At 71.0% G+C, this 23,365-nt stretch carries 23 protein-coding genes; 11 read left to right on the top strand and 12 right to left on the bottom strand.

All coding sequences use genetic code 11. The annotated features are described in order from the left end of the window. The first annotated feature begins 104 nt into the window (after positions 1–104). Complete coding sequence (locus EIW28_RS13195; protein ID WP_125248148.1) at positions 105–1,637, top strand: glycosyltransferase family 87 protein; 1,533 nt, start codon at positions 105–107, stop codon at positions 1,635–1,637. Here the strand turns inward: EIW28_RS13195 and EIW28_RS13200 are convergent. Next, positions 1,528–2,961 carry a CCA tRNA nucleotidyltransferase gene (locus EIW28_RS13200; RefSeq protein WP_125248149.1) on the bottom strand — a complete coding sequence of 478 codons (1,434 nt, stop codon included), beginning with the start codon at positions 2,959–2,961 and terminating at the stop codon, positions 1,528–1,530. The two genes, EIW28_RS13195 and EIW28_RS13200, sit on opposite strands and share 110 nt — an antisense overlap. A gap of 30 nt (positions 2,962–2,991) precedes the next feature. Between EIW28_RS13200 and murJ the strand changes: the two genes are divergently transcribed. The 6 genes from murJ (at position 2,992) to trxA (ending at position 9,420) form a co-directional block, all read left to right on the top strand. Continuing rightward, positions 2,992–4,806, top strand: coding sequence for a murein biosynthesis integral membrane protein MurJ (gene murJ / locus EIW28_RS13205; RefSeq protein WP_125248150.1), 1,815 nt, complete (start codon positions 2,992–2,994; stop codon positions 4,804–4,806). A 161-nt stretch (positions 4,807–4,967) separates the two neighbouring features. Next, positions 4,968–6,461 carry a protein kinase family protein gene (locus EIW28_RS24230; protein WP_158630396.1) on the top strand — a complete coding sequence of 498 codons (1,494 nt, stop codon included), beginning with the start codon at positions 4,968–4,970 and terminating at the stop codon, positions 6,459–6,461. Between the two features lie 61 nt (positions 6,462–6,522). After that, positions 6,523–7,164 (top strand): RNA polymerase sigma factor SigM, encoded by a 642-nt coding sequence (gene sigM / locus EIW28_RS13215; RefSeq protein ID WP_125248360.1) that lies wholly within the window; start codon positions 6,523–6,525, stop codon positions 7,162–7,164. Next, positions 7,161–7,961, top strand: a complete 801-nt coding sequence (locus tag EIW28_RS13220; RefSeq protein WP_125248151.1) for a hypothetical protein — start codon at positions 7,161–7,163, stop codon at positions 7,959–7,961. Before sigM ends, EIW28_RS13220 begins: the two co-directional genes overlap by 4 nt. A gap of 159 nt (positions 7,962–8,120) precedes the next feature. After that, positions 8,121–9,068 (top strand): thioredoxin-disulfide reductase, encoded by a 948-nt coding sequence (trxB, locus tag EIW28_RS13225; protein ID WP_187350603.1) that lies wholly within the window; start codon positions 8,121–8,123, stop codon positions 9,066–9,068. Between the two features lie 37 nt (positions 9,069–9,105). Beyond that, positions 9,106–9,420, top strand: coding sequence for a thioredoxin (gene trxA / locus EIW28_RS13230; protein ID WP_125248153.1), 315 nt, complete (start codon positions 9,106–9,108; stop codon positions 9,418–9,420). A gap of 53 nt (positions 9,421–9,473) precedes the next feature. Here trxA and EIW28_RS13235 read toward each other — a convergent pair whose 3' ends face one another. Then, the gene (locus tag EIW28_RS13235; protein WP_125248154.1) at positions 9,474–10,172 is read right to left on the bottom strand and encodes a GNAT family N-acetyltransferase; all 699 of its coding nucleotides are present in this window, start codon (positions 10,170–10,172) and stop codon (positions 9,474–9,476) included. Positions 10,173–10,424: 252 nt separating this feature from the next. Between EIW28_RS13235 and EIW28_RS13240 the strand changes: the two genes are divergently transcribed. Together EIW28_RS13240 and EIW28_RS13245 are read left to right on the top strand one after the other, a co-directional pair. After that, positions 10,425–11,672, top strand: coding sequence for an aminotransferase-like domain-containing protein (locus EIW28_RS13240; protein WP_125248155.1), 1,248 nt, complete (start codon positions 10,425–10,427; stop codon positions 11,670–11,672). Continuing rightward, entirely contained in the window at positions 11,669–12,634 is a 966-nt protein-coding gene (locus tag EIW28_RS13245) for a D-alanine--D-alanine ligase family protein (protein WP_125248156.1), read from the top strand. Before EIW28_RS13240 ends, EIW28_RS13245 begins: the two co-directional genes overlap by 4 nt. Positions 12,635–12,904: 270 nt before the next feature. Here the strand turns inward: EIW28_RS13245 and EIW28_RS13250 are convergent, their stop codons facing one another. Then, entirely contained in the window at positions 12,905–13,474 is a 570-nt protein-coding gene (locus EIW28_RS13250; RefSeq protein WP_125248157.1) for a hypothetical protein, read from the bottom strand. A gap of 277 nt (positions 13,475–13,751) precedes the next feature. Between EIW28_RS13250 and EIW28_RS13255 the strand changes: the two genes are divergently transcribed. Beyond that, positions 13,752–14,324 carry a GNAT family N-acetyltransferase gene (locus EIW28_RS13255; protein ID WP_158630397.1) on the top strand — a complete coding sequence of 191 codons (573 nt, stop codon included), beginning with the start codon at positions 13,752–13,754 and terminating at the stop codon, positions 14,322–14,324. A 100-nt stretch (positions 14,325–14,424) separates the two neighbouring features. Here the strand turns inward: EIW28_RS13255 and EIW28_RS13260 are convergent, their stop codons facing one another. From EIW28_RS13260 to rpmH, 9 genes are all read right to left on the bottom strand, one after another. After that, the gene (locus EIW28_RS13260; protein ID WP_232013966.1) at positions 14,425–15,273 is read right to left on the bottom strand and encodes a ParB/RepB/Spo0J family partition protein; all 849 of its coding nucleotides are present in this window, start codon (positions 15,271–15,273) and stop codon (positions 14,425–14,427) included. Positions 15,274–15,507: 234 nt separating this feature from the next. Then, positions 15,508–16,530, bottom strand: a complete 1,023-nt coding sequence (locus EIW28_RS13265) for a ParA family protein (RefSeq protein ID WP_187350604.1) — start codon at positions 16,528–16,530, stop codon at positions 15,508–15,510. A 467-nt stretch (positions 16,531–16,997) separates the two neighbouring features. Continuing rightward, entirely contained in the window at positions 16,998–17,615 is a 618-nt protein-coding gene (gene rsmG, locus EIW28_RS13270) for a 16S rRNA (guanine(527)-N(7))-methyltransferase RsmG (RefSeq protein WP_232013969.1), read from the bottom strand. Positions 17,616–17,699: 84 nt separating this feature from the next. Beyond that, complete coding sequence (locus EIW28_RS13275) at positions 17,700–18,203, bottom strand: Jag family protein (protein ID WP_125248161.1); 504 nt, start codon at positions 18,201–18,203, stop codon at positions 17,700–17,702. Between the two features lie 90 nt (positions 18,204–18,293). After that, on the bottom strand, positions 18,294–19,385 hold the full coding sequence (gene yidC, locus EIW28_RS13280) for a membrane protein insertase YidC (RefSeq protein WP_125248362.1): 1,092 nt from the start codon (positions 19,383–19,385) through the stop codon (positions 18,294–18,296). 37 nt (positions 19,386–19,422) lie between these two features. Further along, positions 19,423–19,653 (bottom strand): membrane protein insertion efficiency factor YidD, encoded by a 231-nt coding sequence (gene yidD / locus EIW28_RS24965; RefSeq protein WP_331852306.1) that lies wholly within the window; start codon positions 19,651–19,653, stop codon positions 19,423–19,425. A 70-nt stretch (positions 19,654–19,723) separates the two neighbouring features. After that, complete coding sequence (locus tag EIW28_RS24970) at positions 19,724–19,870, bottom strand: hypothetical protein (protein ID WP_232013971.1); 147 nt, start codon at positions 19,868–19,870, stop codon at positions 19,724–19,726. Positions 19,871–19,943: 73 nt separating this feature from the next. Beyond that, positions 19,944–20,378 (bottom strand): ribonuclease P protein component, encoded by a 435-nt coding sequence (gene rnpA, locus EIW28_RS13290; protein ID WP_125248163.1) that lies wholly within the window; start codon positions 20,376–20,378, stop codon positions 19,944–19,946. 74 nt (positions 20,379–20,452) lie between these two features. Next, positions 20,453–20,590 (bottom strand): 50S ribosomal protein L34, encoded by a 138-nt coding sequence (gene rpmH, locus EIW28_RS13295; protein WP_106362847.1) that lies wholly within the window; start codon positions 20,588–20,590, stop codon positions 20,453–20,455. Between the two features lie 604 nt (positions 20,591–21,194). Here rpmH and dnaA point away from each other — a divergent pair. Next, positions 21,195–22,988: a chromosomal replication initiator protein DnaA gene (dnaA, locus tag EIW28_RS13300; RefSeq protein WP_125248164.1), complete on the top strand. Its 1,794-nt coding sequence runs from the start codon at positions 21,195–21,197 to the stop codon at positions 22,986–22,988. The last annotated feature ends 377 nt before the right edge of the window (positions 22,989–23,365 follow it).

A 23,365-nucleotide genomic window follows, 5' to 3' on the forward strand; every position in this document is an offset into this window, starting at 1 on the left:
GCGCGGGACCCGCTCCCGCCCGGTCGCCGGACCGCACCGCTGACCGCACGACGGCGGCATGGGCCACAATAAGGCCCATGCCGCCGTCTTCCGCTGATGAGCCGATGTCGCCGCCCCCCTCCGAGCGCGAGCGACCCGCCGGGCAGCCCCCGGCCGCCCCCACCCGCACCGACCGCGTCGCCCGGCTCGCCTCCGCCTTCATCGGCGGGCCCTTCGGGGACCACGCGGTCGACCCGCCCCGGCGCCGGTACTGGATCCCCATCCGCGTCATCCTCCTCACCGGCCTGATCGCGTTCGCGGTCAACTGGCTCCAGAAGTACCCCTGCTCCGCGGGCGGCTGGGTGGACTGGCAGCAGTACACCAGCGCCTGCTACACCGACATCCGCGCCCTGTGGGGCGCCGAGCGGCTCAACGAGGGCGCGGTCCCCTACCGCGACCACCCGGTCGAATACCCGGTACTGACCGGCTGGTTCATGGGCGTCCTCGGCCAGATCGCCTACCGCGTCGGCGCCGTCGCCGGCACCGACGGCGGCCCGATCTTCTGGCACCTCAACGCGATCGTGCTCTTCATCTGCGGCGCCGCCGCCATCGCCGTCCTGCACCGGATCCGCACCGACAACCGCCGCACCGACCTCCCCGGCCCCGACCCGGACCCCGCGCTCGTCCACTCCCGGCCCTCCCGGCCCTGGGACGCCATGATGCTCGCGGCCGCGCCCGTGGTCCTGGTGACCGCCACCGTCAACTGGGACCTGTTCGCCGTCGCCCTCGCCATGCCGTTCTTCCTGTACTGGCAGCGGAGCCGCCCGGTCATGGCCGGCCTCTTCCTCGGCCTCGCCGTCGCCGCGAAGTTCTACGCGCTCCTGTTCATCGGCCCGCTGCTCGTGCTCGCCCTGCGGCAGCGCCGGCTCCTGCCCGCGCTCCAGGCGACCGCGACCGCCGCGATCGTGTGGGCCGCCTGCAACGGGCCCGTCGCGTACTGGTGGCCCGAGTCGTGGATGCGGTTCTTCGAACTCAACTCCGAGCGGCCCGTCGACTGGGGCACCGGCTGGTACGTGCTCCGCGGCGTCACCGGCTGGGAGGCCCTGTGGGACTCCGAGTTCGTCAACGACCTCTACCTGGTGTGCTTCGCCCTGTCGTGCATCGGGATCGCCGCGCTCGGGTTCTTCGCCCAGCGCAAGACCGCCGGCGGCGCGTTCGGCCTCAGCGCGCCGTCCAATGAGGACATCGTGCCGCGGCTCGCGCAGCTGTGCTTCCTCGTGGTGGCGACCTTCCTGCTGTTCGGCAAGGTCTGGTCGCAGCAGTACGTGCTGTGGCTGCTGCCGCTCGCCGTCCTCGCCCGCCCCAAGTGGGGCTTCTTCCTGGTGTGGCAGGCCGCGGAGCTGTTCTACTTCTTCTCGTTCTACGGCAAGATGCTCCAGGTCTCCGCCGAGGACGGCCGGGGCATCCCCGAGGGCCTGTTCCTGGCCGCCGCCGCCTCGCGCTGGCTCGCCGTCGCGGTCATGTGCGCGCTGGTGGTGCAGGAGGTCCTCATCCCGCGTCTGGACGCGGTGCGATCCCTTCCCTTGCGGCCCAAGCCCACAGCTCCGACTCCGCCTCCTCGCGGGACAGCGGCCCCCGCTCCAGCCGCAGCTCCTTGAGGTACGCCCAGGCCCGGCCCACCTCGGGGCCGGGCGGCAGGCCCAGCAGCGCCATGATCGCGTTGCCGTCGAGGTCGGGGCGGACCGCCCGCAGGTCCTCCTCGGCCCGGATGCGCGCGATCCGCTCCTCGAACGCGTCGTAGTCGCGGCGCAGCCGCTCGGCCTTGCGGCGGTTGCGGGTGGTGCAGTCGGAGCGGACCAGGACGTGCAGCCGGTCGAGCTGCGCCCCGGCGTCGGTGACGTAGCGGCGCACCGCCGAGTCGGTCCAGCCGCCCTCCTCCGAGTCCTCGTACCCGTAGAAGCGCAGGTGGAGCGAGATCAGGAGCGAGACGGCCTGCACGTCGGCCTTGGGGAACTTGAGCTCGCGCATGCGGCGGCGGGCCAGGCGGGCCCCGGCCACGTCGTGGTGGTGGAAGGTGACGCCGCCGCCGGGCGTGACGTCCTTCGTCTCCGGCTTCCCGATGTCGTGCAGCAGGGCCGCGAGCCGGCCGATGAGGTCGGGGCCGTCGGTCTCGTGCGCGATCGCGTTGCGCAGCACCTGGAGCGAGTGCTCGTAGACGTCCTTGTGCTGGGCGTGCTCGTCGATCTCCATGCGCAGCGCGGGCAGCTCGGGCAGGAACCGCTCGGCCAGGCCGGTGTCGACGAGGAGGCGCAGGCCCACGACCGGGTCGGGGGCGAGCATGAGCTTCACGAACTCGTCGCGGACGCGCTCGGCGGTGATCCGGGACAGCTCGGGCGCCATGTCGCGCATCGCCGCGAGCGTGCCCGGGTCGACGTCGAAGCCGAGCTGCGCGGCGAAGCGCGCGGCCCGCAGCATCCGCAGCGGGTCGTCGGCGAAGGAGGACTCCGGGGACGCGGGGGTGCGGATCGTGCGGCGGGCGATGTCGGCGATGCCGCCGAACGGGTCGGCGAACTCGTGGCCGGGCAGCGACACGGCCATGGCGTTCACGGTGAAGTCGCGGCGCTCGAGGTCGTCCTCGAGGCGGTCGCCGTAGCGGACGACCGGGTTGCGGCTGACGCGGTCGTAGGCGTCGGCGCGGAAGGTCGTCACCTCGACCTGCTCGCCCCGGAACAGGCCCCCGATGGTGCCGAAGTCGGCGCCGGTGGTCCACACCGTGGAGCAGTGGGCGCGCAGGATCGCCTCGGTCGCCTCCGGGCGGGCGTCGGTGGTGAAGTCGAGGTCGCTCACGCGCCGCCGCAGCACCGCGTCGCGGACCGGGCCGCCGACCAGGTGCAGCTCGTGGCCCTCCCGCTCGAACACCCGACCCAGCTCATCGGCTATCGGCGGGACCGTGATTTCCTTACCGCTACTGTTGTCAGACATCGCCGGGCAAGCTTAGCGGAGAGTGCGAGAATGGCCGAACCTAGCGCGAGACCGGGACCTGGCCCGGAATACTCGCCGTCTGGCCCCGCCCTGGGCCCCCACCCCCACGCGAACCCCCAGTCCTGGCGCCCGGCCACCGGCAACGGCTACACCCCCGCCGGACCGCCCCCGCCGCCCGCCGCCCCCGCCCCGGCCGCCCCGCAGCCCCAGGGCAAGAACGTGGTCCGCTCCAGCCTCCTCATGGGCGCCGGGTCCCTCGTCTCGCGCATCACCGGGTTCGGGCGCACCGTCGTCATCTCCGCGGCCATCGGCGCCGGACTCCTCGGCAACTCGTACACGACCGCGCAGTACTTCCCCCAGATGATCTACGAGCTCGTCCTCGGGGGCGTGTTCGCGAGCATCATCATGCCCCTGTTCGTCAAGGCCCACAAGAACGACGCCGACGGCGGCGACGCCTTCGCGCAGCGCCTGCTCACCCTCGCGGCCCTCGTCCTCGGCGCCGCCGCGCTCCTCGTCACCCTCGGCGCCCCGCTCATCGCCCGCGCCATGGCCGAGCCCGCGCAGTACGCGCTCGTCACCGAGTTCTCCTACCTCATGCTCCCGGCCCTGCTCCTGTACGGGCTGTTCGCGATCCTCTCCGGCGTCCTCAACTCCCGCGAGCACTTCGGCGCCCCCATGTGGGTGCCGATCATCAACAACCTCGTCGTCATCACCGTCGGCGCGGTGTTCTTCCTCGTCTACACCCGCGACGCCGTCCCCGGCCCGGGCGGCGAGCTGTTCGCCGACGCCGACCAGGTGACGACCGGGATGGTCGTCCTGCTCGGCGGCGGCACCACCGCGGGCGTCCTCATCCAGGTGCTGTGCCTCGCCCCGGCCCTGCGCCGGGCCGGGTTCAGGTGGCGGCTGCGCTTCGACTTCCGGGCCCTGCCGCTGCGCGAGATCCGCCGCATGGCCGCGTGGACGCTCCTGTTCGTCGTCGCCAACCAGATCGCGGTGATGGCCGTCATCAAGGTCGCGAACGCCGCCGCCGGCGACGCGGTCGAGGGCGGCCCGTTCGTGCCCGGCACCACCGTCTACAACAACGCGTACCTCATGATGATGATGGCGCACGGCATCGTCGCCGTCTCCGTCATCACCGCGCTCATGCCGCGCATGACCCGCGCCGCCGACGACCGCCGCTGGGCCGAGCTCACCGACCACCTCTCCAGCGGCATCCGGCTGGCGTCCTTCCTCCTCGTGCCGATCGCGGCCGTGTTCGTCGCCCTCCACGAGCCGGTCGCGATGGCGATCTTCCAGTGGGGCGCCTACGACCACACGATGGCCGTCGCCACCGGGCAGGCGCTCCTCATGGTCGGGATCGTGCTGCTGCCGTTCTCGATCAGCCAGCTCCAGATCTACGCGTTCTACGCCCAGACCGACACGAAGACCGTGGGCCTGTTCAACCTGCCGGTCATCGCGATCCGCATCGGCGGGTACCTCCTCGCGTTCGCGTTCCTCCCCCTCGAATGGGTCGTCGTCGGGCTCCTCGCCGCGAACGGCGTGTCCTACCTCGTCTCGCTGCTGCTCTCGATGAGCCTGCTGCGCAAGCGGGTCGGGCTCCTCGGGATGCGCCGGACCGCGAGCGGCCTGGTGCGCACCACCGCCGCCGCGGCCCTCGCCGGCGCGGCCGCGTACGGCGGCTGGCTGGTGTGGCCCGATGTGTCGGATTCCAAACTGGGCCAGCTGGGCGCGTCGTTCGTGCTCGGGATCGCCCTGCTGGGCGTGTATCTCGCCGCCTGCCTGGTATTCCGCGTCACTGAAATGACGTCGCTCCAGGCAACGGTGCGCGCAAGGCTGCGACGATGAGACAAGTACGATCCATACGTGCACTATGGCCTCGGCTCACCGCACGACCGCTGCACGACCGACGACCCCGCACCACGCCGCACCGCCCGTACGCCTGAACAACCCGACCGGCCGGCACGGCCCCTCCGCGGGGCCGGTCTGAGAGGGGAGGACCCCGCACCATGAGTTCCGCCGAAGTGCCGTCCGTGGGCGACCTGCTCGCCGAGCGGTACCGCCTCGAAGAGCACGTCGGAGGCACGAACGGCCACCGCCAGCTGTGGCGGGGCGTCGATGTCCTCCTCCACCGCTCCGTCGCGGTCGTCCTGCGCTCCCCCGGCGGCGAGGACGCGGCGCCGACCATGACCGCCGCGGTGGCGGCGTCCCGCGCCCACGTCGACTCCATGGTCGACGTGTACGACGCGGTCGACGAGGGTCGCTTCGCCTACGTGGTGCGCGAATGGGTCAACGGCTCCTCCCTGCGCGGGGTCCTGGAGCAGCAGACGCTCGAGAGCGCCCACGCGCTCGAACTCGTCGCCTCGGTCGCCGACGCGGTCGCCGCCCTCCACGACGGCGGCGTCACCCACGCCGACCTCCAGCCCGGCTCCATCCTCCTCTCCGAGGACGACCGGGTCATGGTCACCGAGCCCCGCAACGAACCCGGGAACACCCAGGTCGAGGACGTGCGCGCGCTCGGCGCGACCCTGTACGCCTGCCTCACCGGCACCTGGCCGCGGGTCGTGCCCGCCGAGAACACCGGCCTGCCCGACGCCGCCACCGACGAATGGGGCCGCGTCCTCGACGCCGCCAAGGTCGTCCCCGGCGTCCCCGCCCGGCTCTCCCAGCTCACCGCCGACCTCCTCGACCACGCCCAGACCCCGCCCTCGGCCGCCGAGCTCGCCGTCGAACTGCGCCGCCTCACCGAGACCGGCGGCGCCGACCCGGCGCCCGCGCAGGCCACGAGCATCCTCGGCTCGATCAACCTCGGCCGCCGCTTCACCGGCGACGCCGCCGCCCCGCCCCTGGGCATGAAGCGCCTCGCGGTCGTCGCGGCCGTCATCGCCGCGGTCATCTTCGCCGGCGTCGTCGGCAGCGCCCTCGTCTTCGGCGGCGGCGACGACCCCGCCGGCGCCGAGGACCAGATCACCGGCGAGGACACCGGCGGCGACGGCTCCGAAGCCGAGGAGCCCGACGTCGCCGCCCCCACCGAGGCCGAGATCACCGCCGACGACATCCGCGTCGTCGACCCGCCGGACGGCGACCGCGACCAGGGCGAGGGCGTCGAGGCCGTCATCGACGGCAACGCCTCCACCGGCTGGTCCACGAACACGTACTACAACGACCCCGGCTTCGGGAACCTCAAGCCCGGCATGGGCATCCTCATCGACCTCGGCGAGGCCCAGGAGGTCGCGTCCGTCCGGGTCCAGATGACCAGCGCGGGCGCCACCGTCGGCCTCCTCGCCGGCGACGAGGACCCCGGCGACTCCTCCGAGGGCGACCAAGCGATCGTCGACGGCTTCACCGAGCTCGCCGCGCCCGTCGCCGACGCCGACACGAACATCGAACTCCAGGCCGGCGGCCAGTCCGCCCGCTACATCGTCGTCTGGGTGACCGAGCTCCCCGCCTCCTCCGGCGGCTACAAGCTCACGATCTCCGACATCAACGTGTTCGTCCGGTAGGCCGACCGTGCCCGCCCCCCTCACGCCCGGACCCGGACCCGACGGCGCGCCCGCCGGCCCGATGGACGGCGTGGGCGACGCCGAGCTGCTCCGCCGCCACGTCGGCGGCGACCGCGACGCGTTCGGGGAGCTGTTCCGCCGCCACCGCGGCCGCCTCTGGGCGGTCGCGGTCCGCACCCTCGCCGACCCCGAGGACGCCGCCGAGGCCCTCCAGGACGCGATGATCAAGGCCTACCAGGCGGCCGGCACCTTCCGGGGCGGCTCGGCCGTCACCACCTGGCTGCACCGCATCGTCGTCAACGCCTGCCTCGACCGCATCCGCGCGGCCGGTCGCCGCCCCACCGTGCCCCTCCCCGAGGACGGGCGCGAACCGGTCCCGGCCGCCCCCGCGTCCGCGGACCCGCAGCAGGCGGCGCTGCGCATCGCCGTCCACCGCGCGCTCGCGGAGCTGCCGTTCGAGCACCGGGCCGTCCTCGTGTACATCGACATGCTCGGGTACCCCGTCGAGGAGGTCGCCGCCATCCTCAAGGTCCGGCCCGGCACCGTCAAGTCGCGGGCCTCCCGGGCCCGCAAGCGCCTCGCCGCCAGCCTGCCCGAGTTCGACCCGAGCGCGGGCGCGGCCCTGGCCGGGAACCCGCCGGGCCAGCGCGGCGTCGAACCTGGAGCGGGACACCCGACCAGCCGAGAGGAGGGGGGCCGATGATCGGGCAGACGCCCGGCGAGACCGGGGCCGAGGCCGAGACCGCGCGACTGCTGCGGCACGCCTCCGACGGCTACGGCGACCTCCCCGAGGAGGTCGCGCAGCGGCTCGACCGCGTCCTCCAGACCCTCCCGGCCGCCGACACCCTCCGCGGCGCAGCCGCCGCCCCCGCCCGGGACGGCTTCCTCGCCACGCTCGCCGAACGCCTGCGCCCCAAGCGGGTCCGGTACGCGATCGCCAGCGGCGCGGCCGCCGTCCTGGTCACCGTCGGCGCGGTCGCGGTCGGCCTCCAGACCCTCGCGCCCCAAGGCGACGAGGCCGGCTCGGCCGAGATGTACGCCGAGGACGCGCCGCGCACCGGCGAGGACCACGACTCCGCCGACGGCGCCGACGAAGGCGCCGCGCCCGGCGCCACCGAGGACTCCCTCGCCGAGGAGCCCGAGCAGGGCGGCACCGACGCCGAGGTCGGCGTCACCGACGTCGAGTCGTTCGCGTCCGGCACCGACTACAGCGGCTCCGCCGACCTCCTCGCGGCCCTGCGCGGCCTCGGCGACCACACCCGCGCCGGCGAGGTCCCCGACGAGCTCGCCGCGGTGGCCGCCGGCGGCGAGTTCTGGCGCGCCTGCGAGGAGGCGATCAGCGAGGAGTACCAGAGCCTCCTCGTCGCGGTCGACTTCGCCCGGTACGAGTCCGCGCCCGCGATCATGGTCCTGCTCGTCTCCGAGCAGGGCGAGATCGCCGTCGCGCTCAGCCCGGCGTGCGCCGACGGCATCATCGAGGCCCTCGCGGTCCAGCCCTGAGCGAACGGCGCGTGAGCTTCCCCACGATCGGGGAATGCGCCTGTCACAAGCCCGACACGGCGGCGCTCCCTGGAATTTCGGGTCAATAGGATGGCGTTGAAGCTGTCAGCATCAGGGGAGCCGTCCCTGACGCCTCGAACCACCACAGGAGCGAACCCGGTGAGCGAAATCCGCGACGTCATCATCATCGGCTCGGGCCCGGCCGGGTACACCGCCGCGCTGTACACCGCGCGCGCCAACATGAAGCCGCTGGTGTTCGAGGGCTTCCAGTTCGGCGGCGCCCTCATGCAGACCACCGAGGTCGAGAACTTCCCCGGCTTCCCCGAGGGCATCATGGGCCCCGAGCTCATGGACCAGTGGCGCAAGCAGGCCGAGCGCTTCGGCGCCGAGCTCGTCTCCGACGACGTCACCCGCGTCGACCTCACCGGCGAGATCAAGAAGGTGTGGGTCGGCGACGAGGAGCACCTCGCGAAGTCGGTGATCCTCGCGACCGGCTCCGCGTACCGGCCGCTGAACGTCCCGGGCGAGCAGGAGCTCATGGGCCGCGGCGTCTCCGCGTGCGCCACCTGCGACGGCTTCTTCTTCCGCGACCAGCACATCGCGGTGGTCGGCGGCGGCGACTCGGCGATGGAGGAGGCCACGTTCCTCACCAAGTTCGCCTCGAAGGTCACCATCGTGCACCGCCGCGACGAGTTCCGCGCCTCCAAGATCATGGCCGAGCGCGCGCTCGCCAACCCGAAGATCGAGGTCGCCTGGAACTCCGCGGTGAAGCAGATCAACGGCGAGGGCGGCAAGGTCGCCAGCGTCGACCTGGTCGACACCGTCACCGGCGAGGCCCGCACGCTCCCCGCGACCGGCCTGTTCATCGCGATCGGCCACGACCCGCGCTCGGAGCTGTTCAAGGGCCAGGTGGAGCTCGACGAGTCCGGCTACGTCAAGGTGGCCGCCCCGTCGACGCGCACCAACCTGGAGGGCGTGTTCGCCGCGGGCGACCTCGTCGACCACACCTACCAGCAGGCGGTCACGGCCGCCGGCACCGGCTGCGCCGCCGCGCTCGACGCCGAGCGCTACATCGCCGCACTCGAGGACGCCGCGGTCGCGGCCTGACCGACTCTCCCTTCTTCACACACACAGGAGGATGCCCATGGGCGCCATCAAAGCCGTCAACGACGAGCAGTTCCAGAACGAGGTGCTGGAAGCCGACAAGCCCGTGCTGGTCGACTTCTGGGCCGAGTGGTGCGGTCCCTGCAAGAAGGTCGCACCCGTGCTCGAGGAGCTCGCGGCCGAGATCGACTCGATCGAGATCCGCAAGCTCGACACCGACGCGAACCCGGAGATCACCCGCAAGTACGGCGTGATGAGCGTGCCGACCATGATCCTGTTCAAGGACGGCCAGCCGGCGGACCAGCTCATCGGCGCCCAGCCCAAGGCGGCCATCCGCAAGTTCCTCGGCCAGTAGACCGACAGCGGGAAGGGCCCGGCGTGTTCGCCGGGCCCTTCCCTGCTCGTCCGTCAGTCGAAGACGTCGCCGCCGCGCTGCGTCCCGGGCCGGTCGATCCGGGAGCGGCTCGTGGTCGGCTCGCCGAAGAACTGCTCCAACTCGACGTCGTCGAGCTTGAACCACTCCACCGAGTCGCTCGGCTCCATGGTCTCCTCGGCCTCCACGCTCCGGTCGATGGCGGCGCGCAGCTCCAGGCGCAGCCGCGGGTAGCGCGGGTCGAAGCGCACCGTCTTGAACCCGACCGAGCGGTAGAAGTCGGCGGGCACCAGGCACGCGCCGGCCTCGCCGCGCGCGTCGCCGAACGCCTCGAGCGCGTAGATCCCCCGCCGCGCCACGTCCGCGGCGACGGTCTGCACCAGCTGCCGGCCCAGGCCCGACCCCGCGTACGCCGGGGCGACGTAGGCGGTCATGAGCAGGGCCGCGTCAGGGGAGACCGGGCCCGACGGGAACTCCATCGAGCGCGGCACGAACTTCGGGGACGCGTACGTGATGAACCCGGCGACCGCGTCGCCCTCGTACGCGATCCGCCCGCAGCCGCCCCATTCGAGGAGCGTGTGCGACAGCCACGCCTCCTTCTCGATCGCGGGCTCGCCCACGTCGCGGGCCGCCTCGGCGCACAGGGGCGACAGCTCCCAGAACACGCAGGCGCGGCACCGCCTCGGAACTTCGTCCAAGGAGTCGAGTGTGAGGTTGACCATGCGCCGATGCACCCGTCCAGCCTACGCGGGCGAGGGGTCCACATGACGGAAAACACGCGCTGCGAGCGGCCCCTGTGCTAGTAGAGTGGTTCGATCATCGTGCGCGAGCCGGCGGCACCGCCGCCCGCTCGCCCGCAGGGCCGGCCCGGAGCCGTAGGCTTGGCCGGCAGGGCCCCTCGCTCGCGAGCCGGAGCCCGCACGACGCAGCGCCCGACCCGCGACCACCGTTCGCGGGCGACGAGGACCATCAGAGGAGGTCTCCGCGTGTCCGGTACAACACTCGACGATTACACCGGTCGCTACGCATCCCGGGTTCACGGGATGGCACAGTCGGAGATCCGCGCACTGTTCTCGGTCGCCTCGCGCCCGGAGGTCGTCTCCCTCGCCGGAGGGAACCCGTACACGGCCGCGCTCCCCATGGACGAACTCGGCGAGATGTTCACCCGCCTGCTCTCCCAGGTCGGCGCCGAAGCGCTCGGCTACTGCCCCGGCCAGGGCAGCGTCGCGCTCCGCGAGGCGCTCTGCGGGGCCCTGGAGCTCTCGGGCATCCGCGCCTCGGCCGACGACCTCGTCCTGACCACCGGCGCGCAGCAGGGCTTGGACCTGCTCGCCCGCACCTTCCTCGACCCGGGCGACATCGTGCTCGCCGAAGGGCCCACGTACGTCGGCGCGCTCGGCGCCTTCCAGGCCGCGCAGGCCGACGTCCGCCACCTCCCGATGGACGACGACGGGCTCGTGCCCGCCGGCCTCGAGGAGGGCCTGGCCGCGCTCGAGCGCGAGGGGCGCCGCGCGAAGTTCCTGTACACGATCCCGACGTACCAGAACCCGGCCGGCGTCACCATGACCGAGGGGCGCCGCGAGGAGATCCTCGCGATCTGCGAGCGGCACGGGCTCCTCATCATCGAGGACGACCCGTACTCGATGATCAGCTTCGACGGCACGCCGCCGGCGCCGCTGCGCGCCCGCGCCGAGCGGGGCGTCATCTACCTCGGCACGGTCTCGAAGATCTTCGCCGCGGGCCTGCGCCTCGGCTGGGTCCTGGCCCCGCCCGCGGTGCGCGACAAGCTGCTCCTGGCGATCGAGGCGTCGATCCTGTGCCCGTCCGGGCTCACCCAGGAGGCCACCCTCCGGTTCCTCACCGAGATGGAGTGGCGCCAGCAGGTGAAGGTCTTCAACACGCTCTACCGGGACCGCCGGGACGCGCTCCTGGCGGCGCTCGGCGACTACATGCCCGAGGGGATGACGTGGACCGTCCCCGGCGGCGGCCTGTTCATCTGGGCCACGCTGCCGGAGGGGCTCGACTCGAAGGCGATGCTCCCCCGCGCGCTCCAGGAGCGGGTGGCGTACGTCCCGGGCACCGGTTTCTACGCCGACGGCAACGGCCGCAGGGAGATGCGCTTGAACTTCTCGACCCAGACCGCCGAGGTCATCCGCGAGGGCGTGCGACGCCTGGCGGGCGTCGTCGCGAGCGACATCGAGCTGCGCGACACGTTCGCGGGAGGGGCCGCATGAAGGAGGGCGCCGCAGCCTCGGACATCCGGGTCCTGATCCTGGCCGGGGGCATGTCGTACGAGCACGAGGTCTCGCTGAAGTCGGGCCGCCGCGCCGCCGACGCGCTCCAGCGCCAGGGCATGGCCTGCGACGTGCGCGACCTCGACGGCGAGCTGCTGCCCGCGCTCCAGGAGTTCCCGCCCGACGTGGTGCTGCCGCTCGTGCACGGCCAGCCGGGCGAGGACGGCTCGCTCCAGGCGGTGCTCGAACTCATCGGCCTCCCGATCGTGGGCACCGGCTCGACGGGCGCGCGGCGGGCGTGGAACAAGATCACGGCCAAGGACCTGCTGCGGACGGCCGGCATCCCGACGCCGGACTGGACGTCGATGCCGCGCCAGGCGTTCTCGGACTTCGGGGCCCGCAAGCTCCTCGACCGGATCGCCGCGAAGATGGGCCTGCCACTGGTCGTCAAGCCGAACTCGGGCGGGTCGGGTCTCGGCGTGCACGCGGTGCACAAGGAGGACGACTTCCCGTCGGCGATGATGGGCTGCTTCTCCTACAGCGACACCGCGCTCATCGAGTCGTTCGTCGAGGGCCGCGACATCGCGGTCGGCGTGGTCGACCTGGGCGAGGGCCCGGTGGCCCTGCCGCCGGTCGAGATCGCGCCGCTCCACGGCGACTACGACTACGCGGCCCGGTACAACCCCGGTGCGACCCGCTGGACGGTCCCGGCGGCCCTCAGCGACGCGGTGGCGGCCCGCACGGCCGAACTGGCCCTGGCGGCCCACCGCACGCTCGGCCTCGGCGACATGTCCCGCATCGACCTCATGGTCGACGACGCCGGCGGCATCCAGGTGCTGGAGGCGAACGTCGCCCCCGGCACCACCGAGACGTCCCTCCTGCCGATGGCGATCGAGGCGGCCGGCCTCGACTTCGGCGAAGTCCTGGCGACCATGGTCCGCCAGGCCCTCGCCCGGTCCTGACCCGAGGCGGCCCCGGCCGACGAGCAACACGAAGGGCGCCGATGTTTCACGTGAAACATCGGCGCCCTGAGTCGTCTCCCGTGGCCGCGCCCTACCGACATTGCGTCCCATTGGGAACGTGAAAGCGGATATTCCCGAAATATCCCCCTAAGGGACCCCTGGATACAAAAATATCTCGCGGGTCCGACAGCTTCCCGGCGTGTCGCCTCACCCTTCCGGGTGCGATCGTTCACGTCCCTGCGAGCAGGGCTGCGGGGCGGGCGGAGCAGGTCAGTCGTCGCTGAGCCAGGCGGCGATGTATTCGAGGTTCATCTGCCACTCGTGCTCCTCGACCGGCGGGAGGATCTCGTCCCACATCGTCATGAACGGGCCGCGCAGCTGGAGGTAGCCGTGCGGGCGGGCCAGGAACCACTGCTGGAGGTGGGCGGTGCCGTCGCCCCAGCGGTTCACGTGGACCTGGGCGACGGACTCCAGGGACCGGATCGCCCGCTCCAGGCGGACCGTGAGCACGCCGAGCTCGGCGGCGTGCATCGTCGACAGGTCACCGAGGTCGAGGTGCGCGCGCGGCTCCAGGATCACCACCACCGGAAGACCGCTCGGAGCCGGCGGGCTCTTCAGGCGCCAGCGTTCGTTCGACCACAGGTACACCGAGTCGGGAGTGTGGCAGGCCGCGCACTGCTCCTGGCGGTCGCCGCGCCGCGGGGGCTCGGCCTCGACCGGCTCCTGGAGCGACTTGATGCGGAGCTCGCCCTCGAAGGGGAAAGCGGGCCAGTCCACGAAGGCCGGCAGGTTCGGCCGCACCCCGCCGGCGCGCGGGGTCGGGGGTCGGGTGTTCGTCAAGTCGGGCTTCGAATTCGGGCCGGGGGTACTCGCAGCTGCCACCATCGAAAAATACCCCATGATGGCGAGAGTGGAAACCACCGGAATCCACCTTTTGGCAGATTTCAACTGGGTTAACTCGAAGAAGGCAGTCCGGACTCCCGACAGTGGAGCGAACATAGTCCGCGAACCAGGCGAATCGGTGCGCGACAAGGTGATTCGCGGGCACACGTGACGTGCGCCCATATGGCGGGAAGGCCCTGTCGGGAGGGCCGGTCGATAGGGCAAGCTGGAAGGCGTGCAAGCAACAGTGACTGATAGTTCCACGCCGGAGGCGACGCCCGATTCGGGCGAGATCGCCGTCCTGGTGGACCCGCCGGTCACCGCCGCGCTCGTTGACGAACTCAGCCACCTCTGGGTGAGAGTGACGAACGCCGGCGGTTCCGTCGGGTTCGTCCCGCCGGTCAACATCGACGAGGTCCGCCCTCACACCGTTTCCATTCTCGCGCGAGTGATCGACCGGACTGACACGCTGGTCGCTCTACAGGAAGGAGCCGCCATTGTCGCTTGGTGTGTTCTCACATCAAACGACAGCCCGCCGCGACACGGGTGGCGGACCATGCGCCACGTCCAGGTCGACCCCGCCCGGCAGGGCGGCGGTCTGGGGGGCAAGCTGCTGGCGGCCGTCGACCACGTTGCCCGCGAAGAGCTGAAGCTGGAGGCGCTCAGCCTCAAGGTCCGCTCGGGCACCGGCGCCGACGCCTTCTATCGCCGACACGGATTCACTGAGGTCGGTCGTCTGCCGCGCGCCGTGCGCATGGCCGATGACGACTACCGGGACGATATCATCATGTGGCGGGAGCTCTCCTAGCCGCATTCGGAACTGAGCAAGGGGCGGGATGTTTCACGTGAAACATCCCGCCCCTTCGTTCGTCTCTTGAGGCGCCGACGGTGCCGGTTCGAGCGGACCGCTACTCGACGCCGATCTGCTCGACGATCCGGTCGAGGTCGGCGAGCGACCCGAACTCGATGACGATCTTGCCCTTCTTGCGGCCCCACGAGATCGACACCTGCGTCTCGAAGTGGTCCGACAGGCGCTCCTTCAGCTCCTCCAGACCGGGCGCCTTGATGCGGTCCTTCGCGGCGCGCCCGTCGCGTGGGCGCGGCTCGTCGAGTTCCGGCTTCTCCTCCAGGCGGTTGGCCGTCACGAGTTCCTCGGTGCTCCGCACCGACAGGCCCTCGCTGATGATCCGCTCGGCGATGTGCTCCTGCGAATCAGGGCTGTCGAGGCCGAGGAGCGCCCGGGCGTGGCCCGCGGTGAGGACGCCGGCGGCGACCTTCGTCTGGACCGTGGGCGGCAGGCCGAGGAGGCGGATCATGTTCGAGATCTGCGGGCGGCTGCGGCCGATCTTCTTGGAGAGCTCCTCCTGCGTCACGTTGAACTCCTCGAGGAGCTGCGCGTAGGCCGCGCCCTCTTCGAGCGGGTTCAGCTGCACCCGGTGGATGTTCTCCAGGAGCGCCTCGCGGAGCATCTCCTCGTCGGCGGTGCGGCGCACGATCGCCGGGACGGTCTCCCAGCCGAGTGCGGTGGCGGCGCGCAGGCGGCGCTCCCCCATGACGAGTTCGAAGCGGGCGCCGTCCTCACGGGGCTCGTCGGCGGTGCGCTCGCGCACCGCGATCGGCTGTAGCATCCCGACTTCGGTGAGGGAGGTCTGGAGTTCGAGGAGGTGCTCGTCGTCGAAGAACTGCCGCGGCTGTTTCGGGTTGGTGCCGATGTCGGCGATCGGGATCAGCTGGAAGCTCGCTCCCGGGACCGGCACGAGGTCCGGGCCGGCCGATGTTTCACGTGAAACATCCGGAACCGGCTCGGGGTCGGGAGTCGATGTTTCACGTGAAACATCGCGCTCGACCGGAGCCGCCTGGCGGGGTGCCGCCACCGGAGCCGGCGCTGGGGCGGGGTCGTCCGCCTCCGTCGTCGTGCTCTCGGCCAGACCGGTCGGGATGAGCGCGCCCAGTCCGCGACCGAGCCCTCCGCGCTTCGCCGCAGCCATCGACTAGTTCCCGCCCTTCTGGTTCTTCCCGCGCCGGGAGAGCTTGGCGCCCCGCAGGGCGATCTCCTCGGCCGCTTCGAAATAGCTCGCCGCACCCCGCGAGCCGGGGTCGTACGTCATGATCGACTGCCCGTAGCCGGGCGCTTCGGAGACGCGGACGCTCCGCGGGACCACCGCGTCGAGCACGATCTCGCTGAAGTGCCCGCGCACCTCCTGCTCCACCTGATCGGCGAGCTTGGTCCGCTTGTCGTACATGGTGAGCAGGATGGTCGAGACGCGCAGGCGCGCGTTCAGGTGCGCCTTGATGAGCTCGATGTTCCGCAGCAGCTGCCCGAGTCCCTCCAGCGCGTAGTACTCGCACTGGATCGGGATGAGCACCTCTTCGGCGGCGACGAGCGCGTTGACCGTGAGGAGGCCGAGCGAGGGCGGGCAGTCGATGAAGATGTAGTCGAGCTCGCCGCTGAAGGTGTCGATGCTCTTCTCCAGGCGCCCTTCGCGGGCCACCACGTTGACGAGTTCGACCTCGGCGCCGGCGAGGTCGATCGTGGCCGGCACGCAGTAGAGCGAGGGGATGCCGTCGACCGGGGTCGCGATCTCGTCGAGCGACATGCCCTCGACGAGGGCCTCGTACACGCTCGGGGTGCCGGCGCCGTGCTCGACGCCGAGACCGGTGGAGGCGTTCCCCTGCGGGTCGAGGTCGATGACCATGACGCGGTTGCCGTGCAGCGCCAAGGCGACCGCGAGGTTCACGGTGCTCGTGGTCTTGCCGACGCCGCCCTTCTGGTTGGCGACGGCGAACACGCGGCGGCGGGTGGGCCGCGGCATCGTCACCGAGCCCGAGGGGTTGAGGACCCGGACCGCGCGCTGCGCCTCGCGCGCCAGCGGCAGGTCGTCGTCGAGCTCGCTCTTCTCCGGCGGCGCCGACTGCTGCGGCACCGGCTTCACGGCGGCCTTCCGCCCGTTGCCGCTCGGCGCCTCGTCGGGCGCCAAGTGCCGTCCGGCCCTGCCGCGCGAAGTCCTCGTCATCCCGTCCCCCCGTTCACCGCTGCTGTCCAGCCGGTCCGCCGCACCGGCGCCCGCGCCGGACTGCCTCGCAACCGATTCTGACCCAGTCTGCCCGTAGGCCGGGGCTGCGCCACCCGATTCGGGAGAGGTTTCTCGATAGCGGTGGCGTCGCGCGGGCGGCGCCTCCTCGCTCACGGCCGCATCGAGGAGGTTCCGGATACGCCGTTCAGCCGGGGTATCGCCGCCAAGGGAGCTGTGTTCACGATCTTCGGGGGGAAGGGGGTCGCGCACGTTCACCGCCACAGACTACGGGCCGAATGTTTCACGTGAAACATCGCCCTGCTCGGAGTAACTTACTCGGCATAGGTTATCCGAATCGGGCGCGCAACGCCGAATGCGAAGTGCCGCGATGCGGTCGGCATCGCGGCACTTGTTGCGGCACTTCGGTATTCGCTTGATGAATTCTCGGGACGCGTTGCCCCGGCGGCCTAGCGCACCCGCTCGATCACCACTACCGTTGCGGGGACCGGGAACACGGGGTCGCTCAGCTTCGACTCGCCGCACACCTCGATTGCGGCCGGCCCGCCGCCGAGGCGCCGGACGAGCTTCGCGTCGCGCGCGATCTCCTCGCCCGCGCTCTGGCCCTTGACGGCGAGCATCAGCCCGCCGACCCGGGCCAGCGGCAGGCACCAGCCGGCCAGCTTCCCCAGGGGCGCAACCGCTCTGGAGACGACGACGTCGGCCTTCCCCTTCGGGTCCACCTCCTCGGCACGGGCCCGCAGCACCTCCACGTTCCGGAGGCCGAGTGCCGCGATCACCTCGTCGAGGAAGTCCACGCGGCGCTGCATCGGCTCGACCAGGGTCACCCAGAGGTCCGGGCGGGCGATCGCCAGCGGGATGCCCGGCAGCCCGCCGCCGGAGCCCACGTCGATCACGTCGGCGTCCGCCGGGATCAGCTCCTCGACCACGGCGCTGCCGAGCACATGCCGGCCCCACAGCCGCGGCACCTCCCGCGGCCCGATGAGGCCGCGCTCGATCCCGATGGTCGACAGCAGGCCGACGTACCCCTCGGCCAGGGCGATCCGCTCGTCATCCGCTCCGAACACAGAGGCCAATGTTTCACGTGAAACATTGGCCTCGGCGGGTTCAGAGCCTTCCGGCTCTTCGCTCATGCGTTCCGGTCTCCTGCGCTACTCGTCATCCGCCGGCTTCACGACCACCCGGCGGCGCGGCTCGGCGCCCTCGGACTCGCTCTGCACGCCGTCGGTCGCGTTGATGACATCGTGGACGCACTTGCGTTCGAAGGCGCTCATCGGGTCCAGCTTGACGACGCTGCCGGTCTCGATGACGCGCTTGGCGGTCTTCTCGGCCAGCTCGGCGAGCTTCTTGCGGCGCCCGGCGCGGTAGCCCCCGATGTCGAGCATCAGCCGCGAGTGGTCCCCGGTCTTGCGGTACACCGCGAGGCGGCACAGTTCCTGGAGGGCTTCGAGGGTCTGGCCCTTGGGGCCGACGAGGCCGCCGAGGTCCTCCCCGACGATCTCGACCTGGGGGCGGTCGCCGACGACGAGTTCGTCGATGTCCCCGTCGAGGTCGAGGATGTCCAGGAGGCCCTCCATGTAGTCGGCCGCCACTTCGCTCTGCTCAAAGAGGTCGTCTTCGGAGGCCACCTCGTCCTCCCGCACCGTTGCTCCCATAATTGCCAACTCGTCCTATCGCTCGTTATAAGCCTAGTTTGCACCATTGTGGCTGATCCGGTGGCGCCTGCGCCGCCCCGGACCGTCCCCCTAGCCTTTTTTCTTCTTGGAGGTCTGCTGCGCGCCGCTGACCTTCTTAGCCCGCGCGATGCGCTCGGCCCGTGAGAGGTTCTTGCCCGCGCCGGGGCCGCCCTTGGCGGCGTTCGCGCCGTTGACGCTCGCGCCGTTGACGCCCGACTCCGGCTTCGCCTTCGGGGTCTGGCCGGACTGCTTCGGCTTCTGGCCCGGCTTGGGGGCCAGCTCCTTGCGGCGCTGCTCGGCCTCGCGCTGCTCCTCGAGCATCTTCTCGTGGGCCTTCGAGCCGGGCTTCGGCGGCTTCGCGTTCGCGTTGTTCTGCGCGGGCGGCGGGTACTTGTGCAGCACGAACTGCTGCTGTGCCAGCGAGAACAGGTTGTTGACGGTCCAGTAGATGACCACGCCGATCGGGAACGCGCCCGCGGAGAAGATCATGATGACCGGGATGCCGTAGAGCATCACCTTCTGGATCATCCGCTGGTTCGGGTCCTCGTTCCAGCCGGTCTTGAGGATCATCTGCCGAGTGGTGAGGAAGGTCGTCAGGATCATCGCCGCGCCGAGGACGCCGGCGACGAGCTTCACGTCGAGCGCGGAGGCGTCGACCTTGGCCAGCTGGTCGGCCGGCGTCAGGAAGGTGCTCCAGAACGGGGCGCCGAAGAGCTTCGCGTCGACGTAGGTGTCCCAGTTGCTCTCGGTCCAGCCGTAGAGCGTGTGGTGCATCGTCTGGTCGGGGTCGGGGCGGCGCAGCACGTGGAACAGCGCCAGGAAGACGGGCATCTGGATCAGGATGGGAAGGCAGCCCATGAGCGGGTTCGCCTTCTCCTTCCGATACAGCTCCATCATCTCTTTCTGGAGCGTCTCGCGGTCGCCCTTGTAGCGCTCTTGGAGCGCCTTGATCTCGGGGGCGAGCTTCTGCATGGCGCGCTGCGACTGGATCTGCTTGACGAACAAGGGGAAGAGGATGACGCGGAGCGTGATGACGACGCCGACGATGGCGAGGACCCATGCCCAGTCGGTCGCCAATGCCTGGTTCCCGTCGAAGACGTTCGACCAGAGGTCGTGCCACCGCAGCAGCACCCAGGACACGCCGTCGTAGGCCCACTCCATCACTTGCGGACTCCAGTCATCTCGCTCTTCGAAATCATCACGTGCTCATCGGTGCCGAGGGGGGCACGGGGTCGAAACCCCCCGGATGAAAGGGGTGGCACCGTCCCAGCCGTCGCAGGCTCAACCATATGCCACGGACGGCACCGTGCTCGGACAGCGCCTCAAGGGTATATGCGCTGCAACTGGGGTAGAAGCGGCAGCGGGCCGGAAGGGCCGGGCTTATCCACCGACGGTACGCGACGACCGGTGCCGCGACCACCCGGACCAGGACGGACTGCGCCTCGCGCTCAACGCATTTCGCCGAGGGCGAACAGGAGTGCAGTGCCGAAGGCGAACAACTACACGGTGCCGAAGGCGAACAACCATGTGGCGCCGAAGGCGAACAACCACACGGCGCCGAGGGCGAACATTCGTGCAGCGCCGATGGCGAACACGAGCATGGTGCCGAAGGCGAACCGGAGCACTGCGCGGAAGGCGACTCGCACGGCGCCGCGTCCAGGAGGTGTTCGGGGGCGGGGTGCGAGCGGTCGAGGGGCGCCGGTCCCACGGCGGGGACGGTCATGGCCGGCCCCGCTGCTCGCGCGGGCGCCCGCTCCTGGGGCTGCGGGCCGCCTTGACGGCCTCGGCCAGGTCGCGGTGGAGCTCGTCGTAGTCGCGCTCGGCGGCCTTGGGCGTGGCCCGCACGACCACGTCGGTGCCGGGCGGCCAGTGCGGCAGTTCCGCGGCGGCCGCGTGCCGCAGGCGGCGCTTCACCTTGTTGCGGACGACGGCGTTGCCGACGGCCTTGGAGACGACGAAACCCGCCCGCGCCGAGCTGTTCGCTCCGGCTCCGGACGGTGTCGTCTGGTGTTCTTCTGTGCTCTCGCCTGCGCGCTGGTCGGCGCTCGCCGGGGCCCAGTGCACGACGACGCCGCCGCGGGCCGCGCGGCGGCCGCGCTTGAGCACGGCACCGAAGTCCCGGCTGCTGCGGATGCGCGCGTCGGCTGGTAGCACTGGATCACGTCCTCATCGGGGTCCCCCGCGGGCGGGCCGTGGCCCGCCTCGCGCAGGGGTCCGGAGGCAAGCGCTCAGACGGTCAGCTGCTTGCGACCCTTGTTGCGGCGCGCGTTGATGATGGCGCGGCCGGCGCGGGTGCGCATGCGCAGCCGGAAGCCGTGGGTGCGCTTGCGACGGCGGTTGTTCGGCTGGTAGGTGCGCTTGCTCACGACGGATGTCTCCCATTACGAATCAAATTGCCACTGCGCCGGGCCCTCGGGGCCCAGCCCCGGTTCGGGGCTACGGGGACGCGGAGAACAGCCTAGCAGGGCTTTCACCGGAGGCCCCAGCCGCTGACGGCGGGTGTGGCATGCCCCTCTGGGTCGACGGGCAACCACCTCATGTTACTCGCCGCACCGGCGCGGTCGCCAACCCGGTGGCGCGCCGCGCCCGCCCGCCGCGGCCGGCCCCACCGTCCTTCCCGGAGGGCCCCGGAAGGCGTCGCCGGAGCTCGCGCGACCGGTCCGAGCAGCCTGTGGATAACTTCGCCCGGATGGTGGACGACTTCTGCGGCGCCGGAACGGCATCGTGGCGGGAGTCGCAAGAAACAGCAGGTCATGACCGTGATTCAGGAAACATTGTCACAAGCGGCGCATGTGCACAGGGCAGCTGAAGCCCTGTGGATAACCTGTGGAAAACTTGCTGGAACGCGCCGCGGGCGGCACCAGGGGAACCGGGTGCGGCGGTGCGGAACGCCTGCATCGGAGCCTACCGGTAGCGGCCTCCGAACTTCGCGAAACCGACCGTTCGGGGACAGAAGACGAGCACAAAGGGATGGCGAACGTGACCGACCAAGATCTGTCGGCAGTCTGGTCGGCGGTGACCGCCGAGCTGGCTGAGGCGTCGTCGCTCACCCGCCAGCAGGCGGCGTGGATGCGCCTGTCCCAGCCGGTGCTGTCGATGCCCGGCACGTTCATCGTGGCCGCCCCCGACAAGTTCGCCCGCTCGGCCTTCGAGTCCAAGCTCCGCGTTCCGATCAGCGAGGCCCTCTCCCGGCACCTGGGCCAGCCGACGCAGATCGCGGTCACCCTCCAGGAGAAGCAGGCCGAGCCGGCCCCCGCCCCCGAGCCGCCGCCGGCCCCCGTCAACGGCAAGGCCGTCGACGACCACGCCGCCGACGCCACGATCGTGTTCGAGCGCCCCCGGTTCGAGGACCCCGAGCCGCCCGCCCCGCGGACCGTGCCGGCCCAGAACCCGCCGAGCCTGTTCGACACCGCCGCGTTCCGCGCCGGCGAGGCCGCCGAGGCGCCGCCCGCGCCCGAGCCCGAGCGGCCCGCCGCGATCCCGCACCAGCCGAACCGGCCCGCCGAGGCCGAGGCCCCCCGCTGGGAGGACCGCGCCCCCGAGCCCCCGGCCGACGGCGCCGAGCTCGAACGGGTCCTCTCCGAGACCGCCGCCCGCCGCGCCGACGGGCACAAGGACAACGGGGCCGCGCCGCCGGTCGCGCCCCCGCCCTCCGACGACCCGGACCCCGAGCGCCGCGGCCACCTCACCAAGGCCCACCAGGCCGCGCCCGCCAAGGCCGTCGACGGCGTCGGCCGCCTCAACCCGCGCTACAACTTCGACACCTTCGTCATCGGCTCCTCCAACCGGTTCGCGCACGCGGCCGCGTTCGCCGTCGCCGAGGCCCCCGCGAAGGCGTACAACCCGCTCTTCATCTACGGCGGCTCCGGGCTCGGCAAGACCCACCTCCTCCACGCCGTCGGCCACTACGCGCACGACCTCGGCACCGCCCAGTCCGTGCGGTACGTGACGACCGAGGAGTTCACGAACGACTTCATCAACTCGCTGTCGGACCGGCGCCAGCAGGCGTTCCAGCGCCGCTACCGCGACGTCGACATCCTCCTCATCGACGACATCCAGTTCCTCATGGACCGCGAGCGCACGCAGGAGGAGTTCTTCCACACCTTCAACGCGCTCCACAACGCCAACAAGCAGCTGGTGATCTCCTCCGACCGCTCGCCGAAGCAGCTCCAGACCCTCGAGGACCGGCTCCGCACCCGCTTCGAATGGGGCCTGCTCGCCGACATCCAGCCGCCGGACCTGGAGACGCGCATCGCGATCCTGCGCAAGAAGGCCGTGCAGGACGAGCTCAACGTCCCCACCGACGCCGTCGAGTTCATCGCCACCCAGATCCACCACTCGATCCGCGAGCTCGAGGGCGCGCTCATCCGCGTCACCGCGTACGCGAGCCTGAACAAGAAGCCGGTCGACCTGGGCCTGGCCGAGGAGGTGCTGCACGACTTCATCCCCGAGGGCGGCAACACCACCGAGGTCACCGTCGACCAGATCATGCAGGCCACCGCCGACTACTTCGGCGTCGCCTCGGCCGACCTCAAGGGGAACTCGCGCTCGCGGATCCTCGTGAACGCCCGCCAGGTCGCCATGTACCTGTGCCGGGAGCTGACCGACATGTCGCTGCCCCGGATCGGGCAGGCGTTCGGCGGCCGCGACCACACCACGGTCATGCACGCGAACAAGAAGATCCGAAAGCAGATGGCTGAGCGGCGGGCGCTCTACAACCAGATCGCGGAATTGACGAACCGTTTGAAACACACCGACGAATGAGCGGGCCTGTGGACAAGGTTGTGGAAAAGCTGTGGAAAAGCCCCGGAATCTGTGGAAAGCCTGTGGACGGAGTGTGGAAAACAGGCGGGAGTGCGATTCTGATTCGCTTTGAGGCTGTGGAGAACCCTGTGCATAACCTGTGGAAAAGCTGTGGACAGGGCTGTGGATGAGATGTGGAAAACTCGGCGGGTGTCGGAGCCTGTGGATAAGCTCCTGATTCATCCACAGGTTCTCCACAGGCCGTCCACAGGCCCGTGGCCGGGGCTAGCTGCGGAAAGGCGGGTTTTCCACAGTTTCCACAGCACCGACTACTACGACGACAGTTATATCTATAGAGAAACCATTAGTAATAGCGCTGTGAACAACCGAGCAACGCT

The sequence above is a fragment of the Glycomyces terrestris genome, from assembly GCF_003933745.1.
GTDB lineage: Bacteria > Actinomycetota > Actinomycetes > Mycobacteriales > Micromonosporaceae > Glycomyces > Glycomyces terrestris.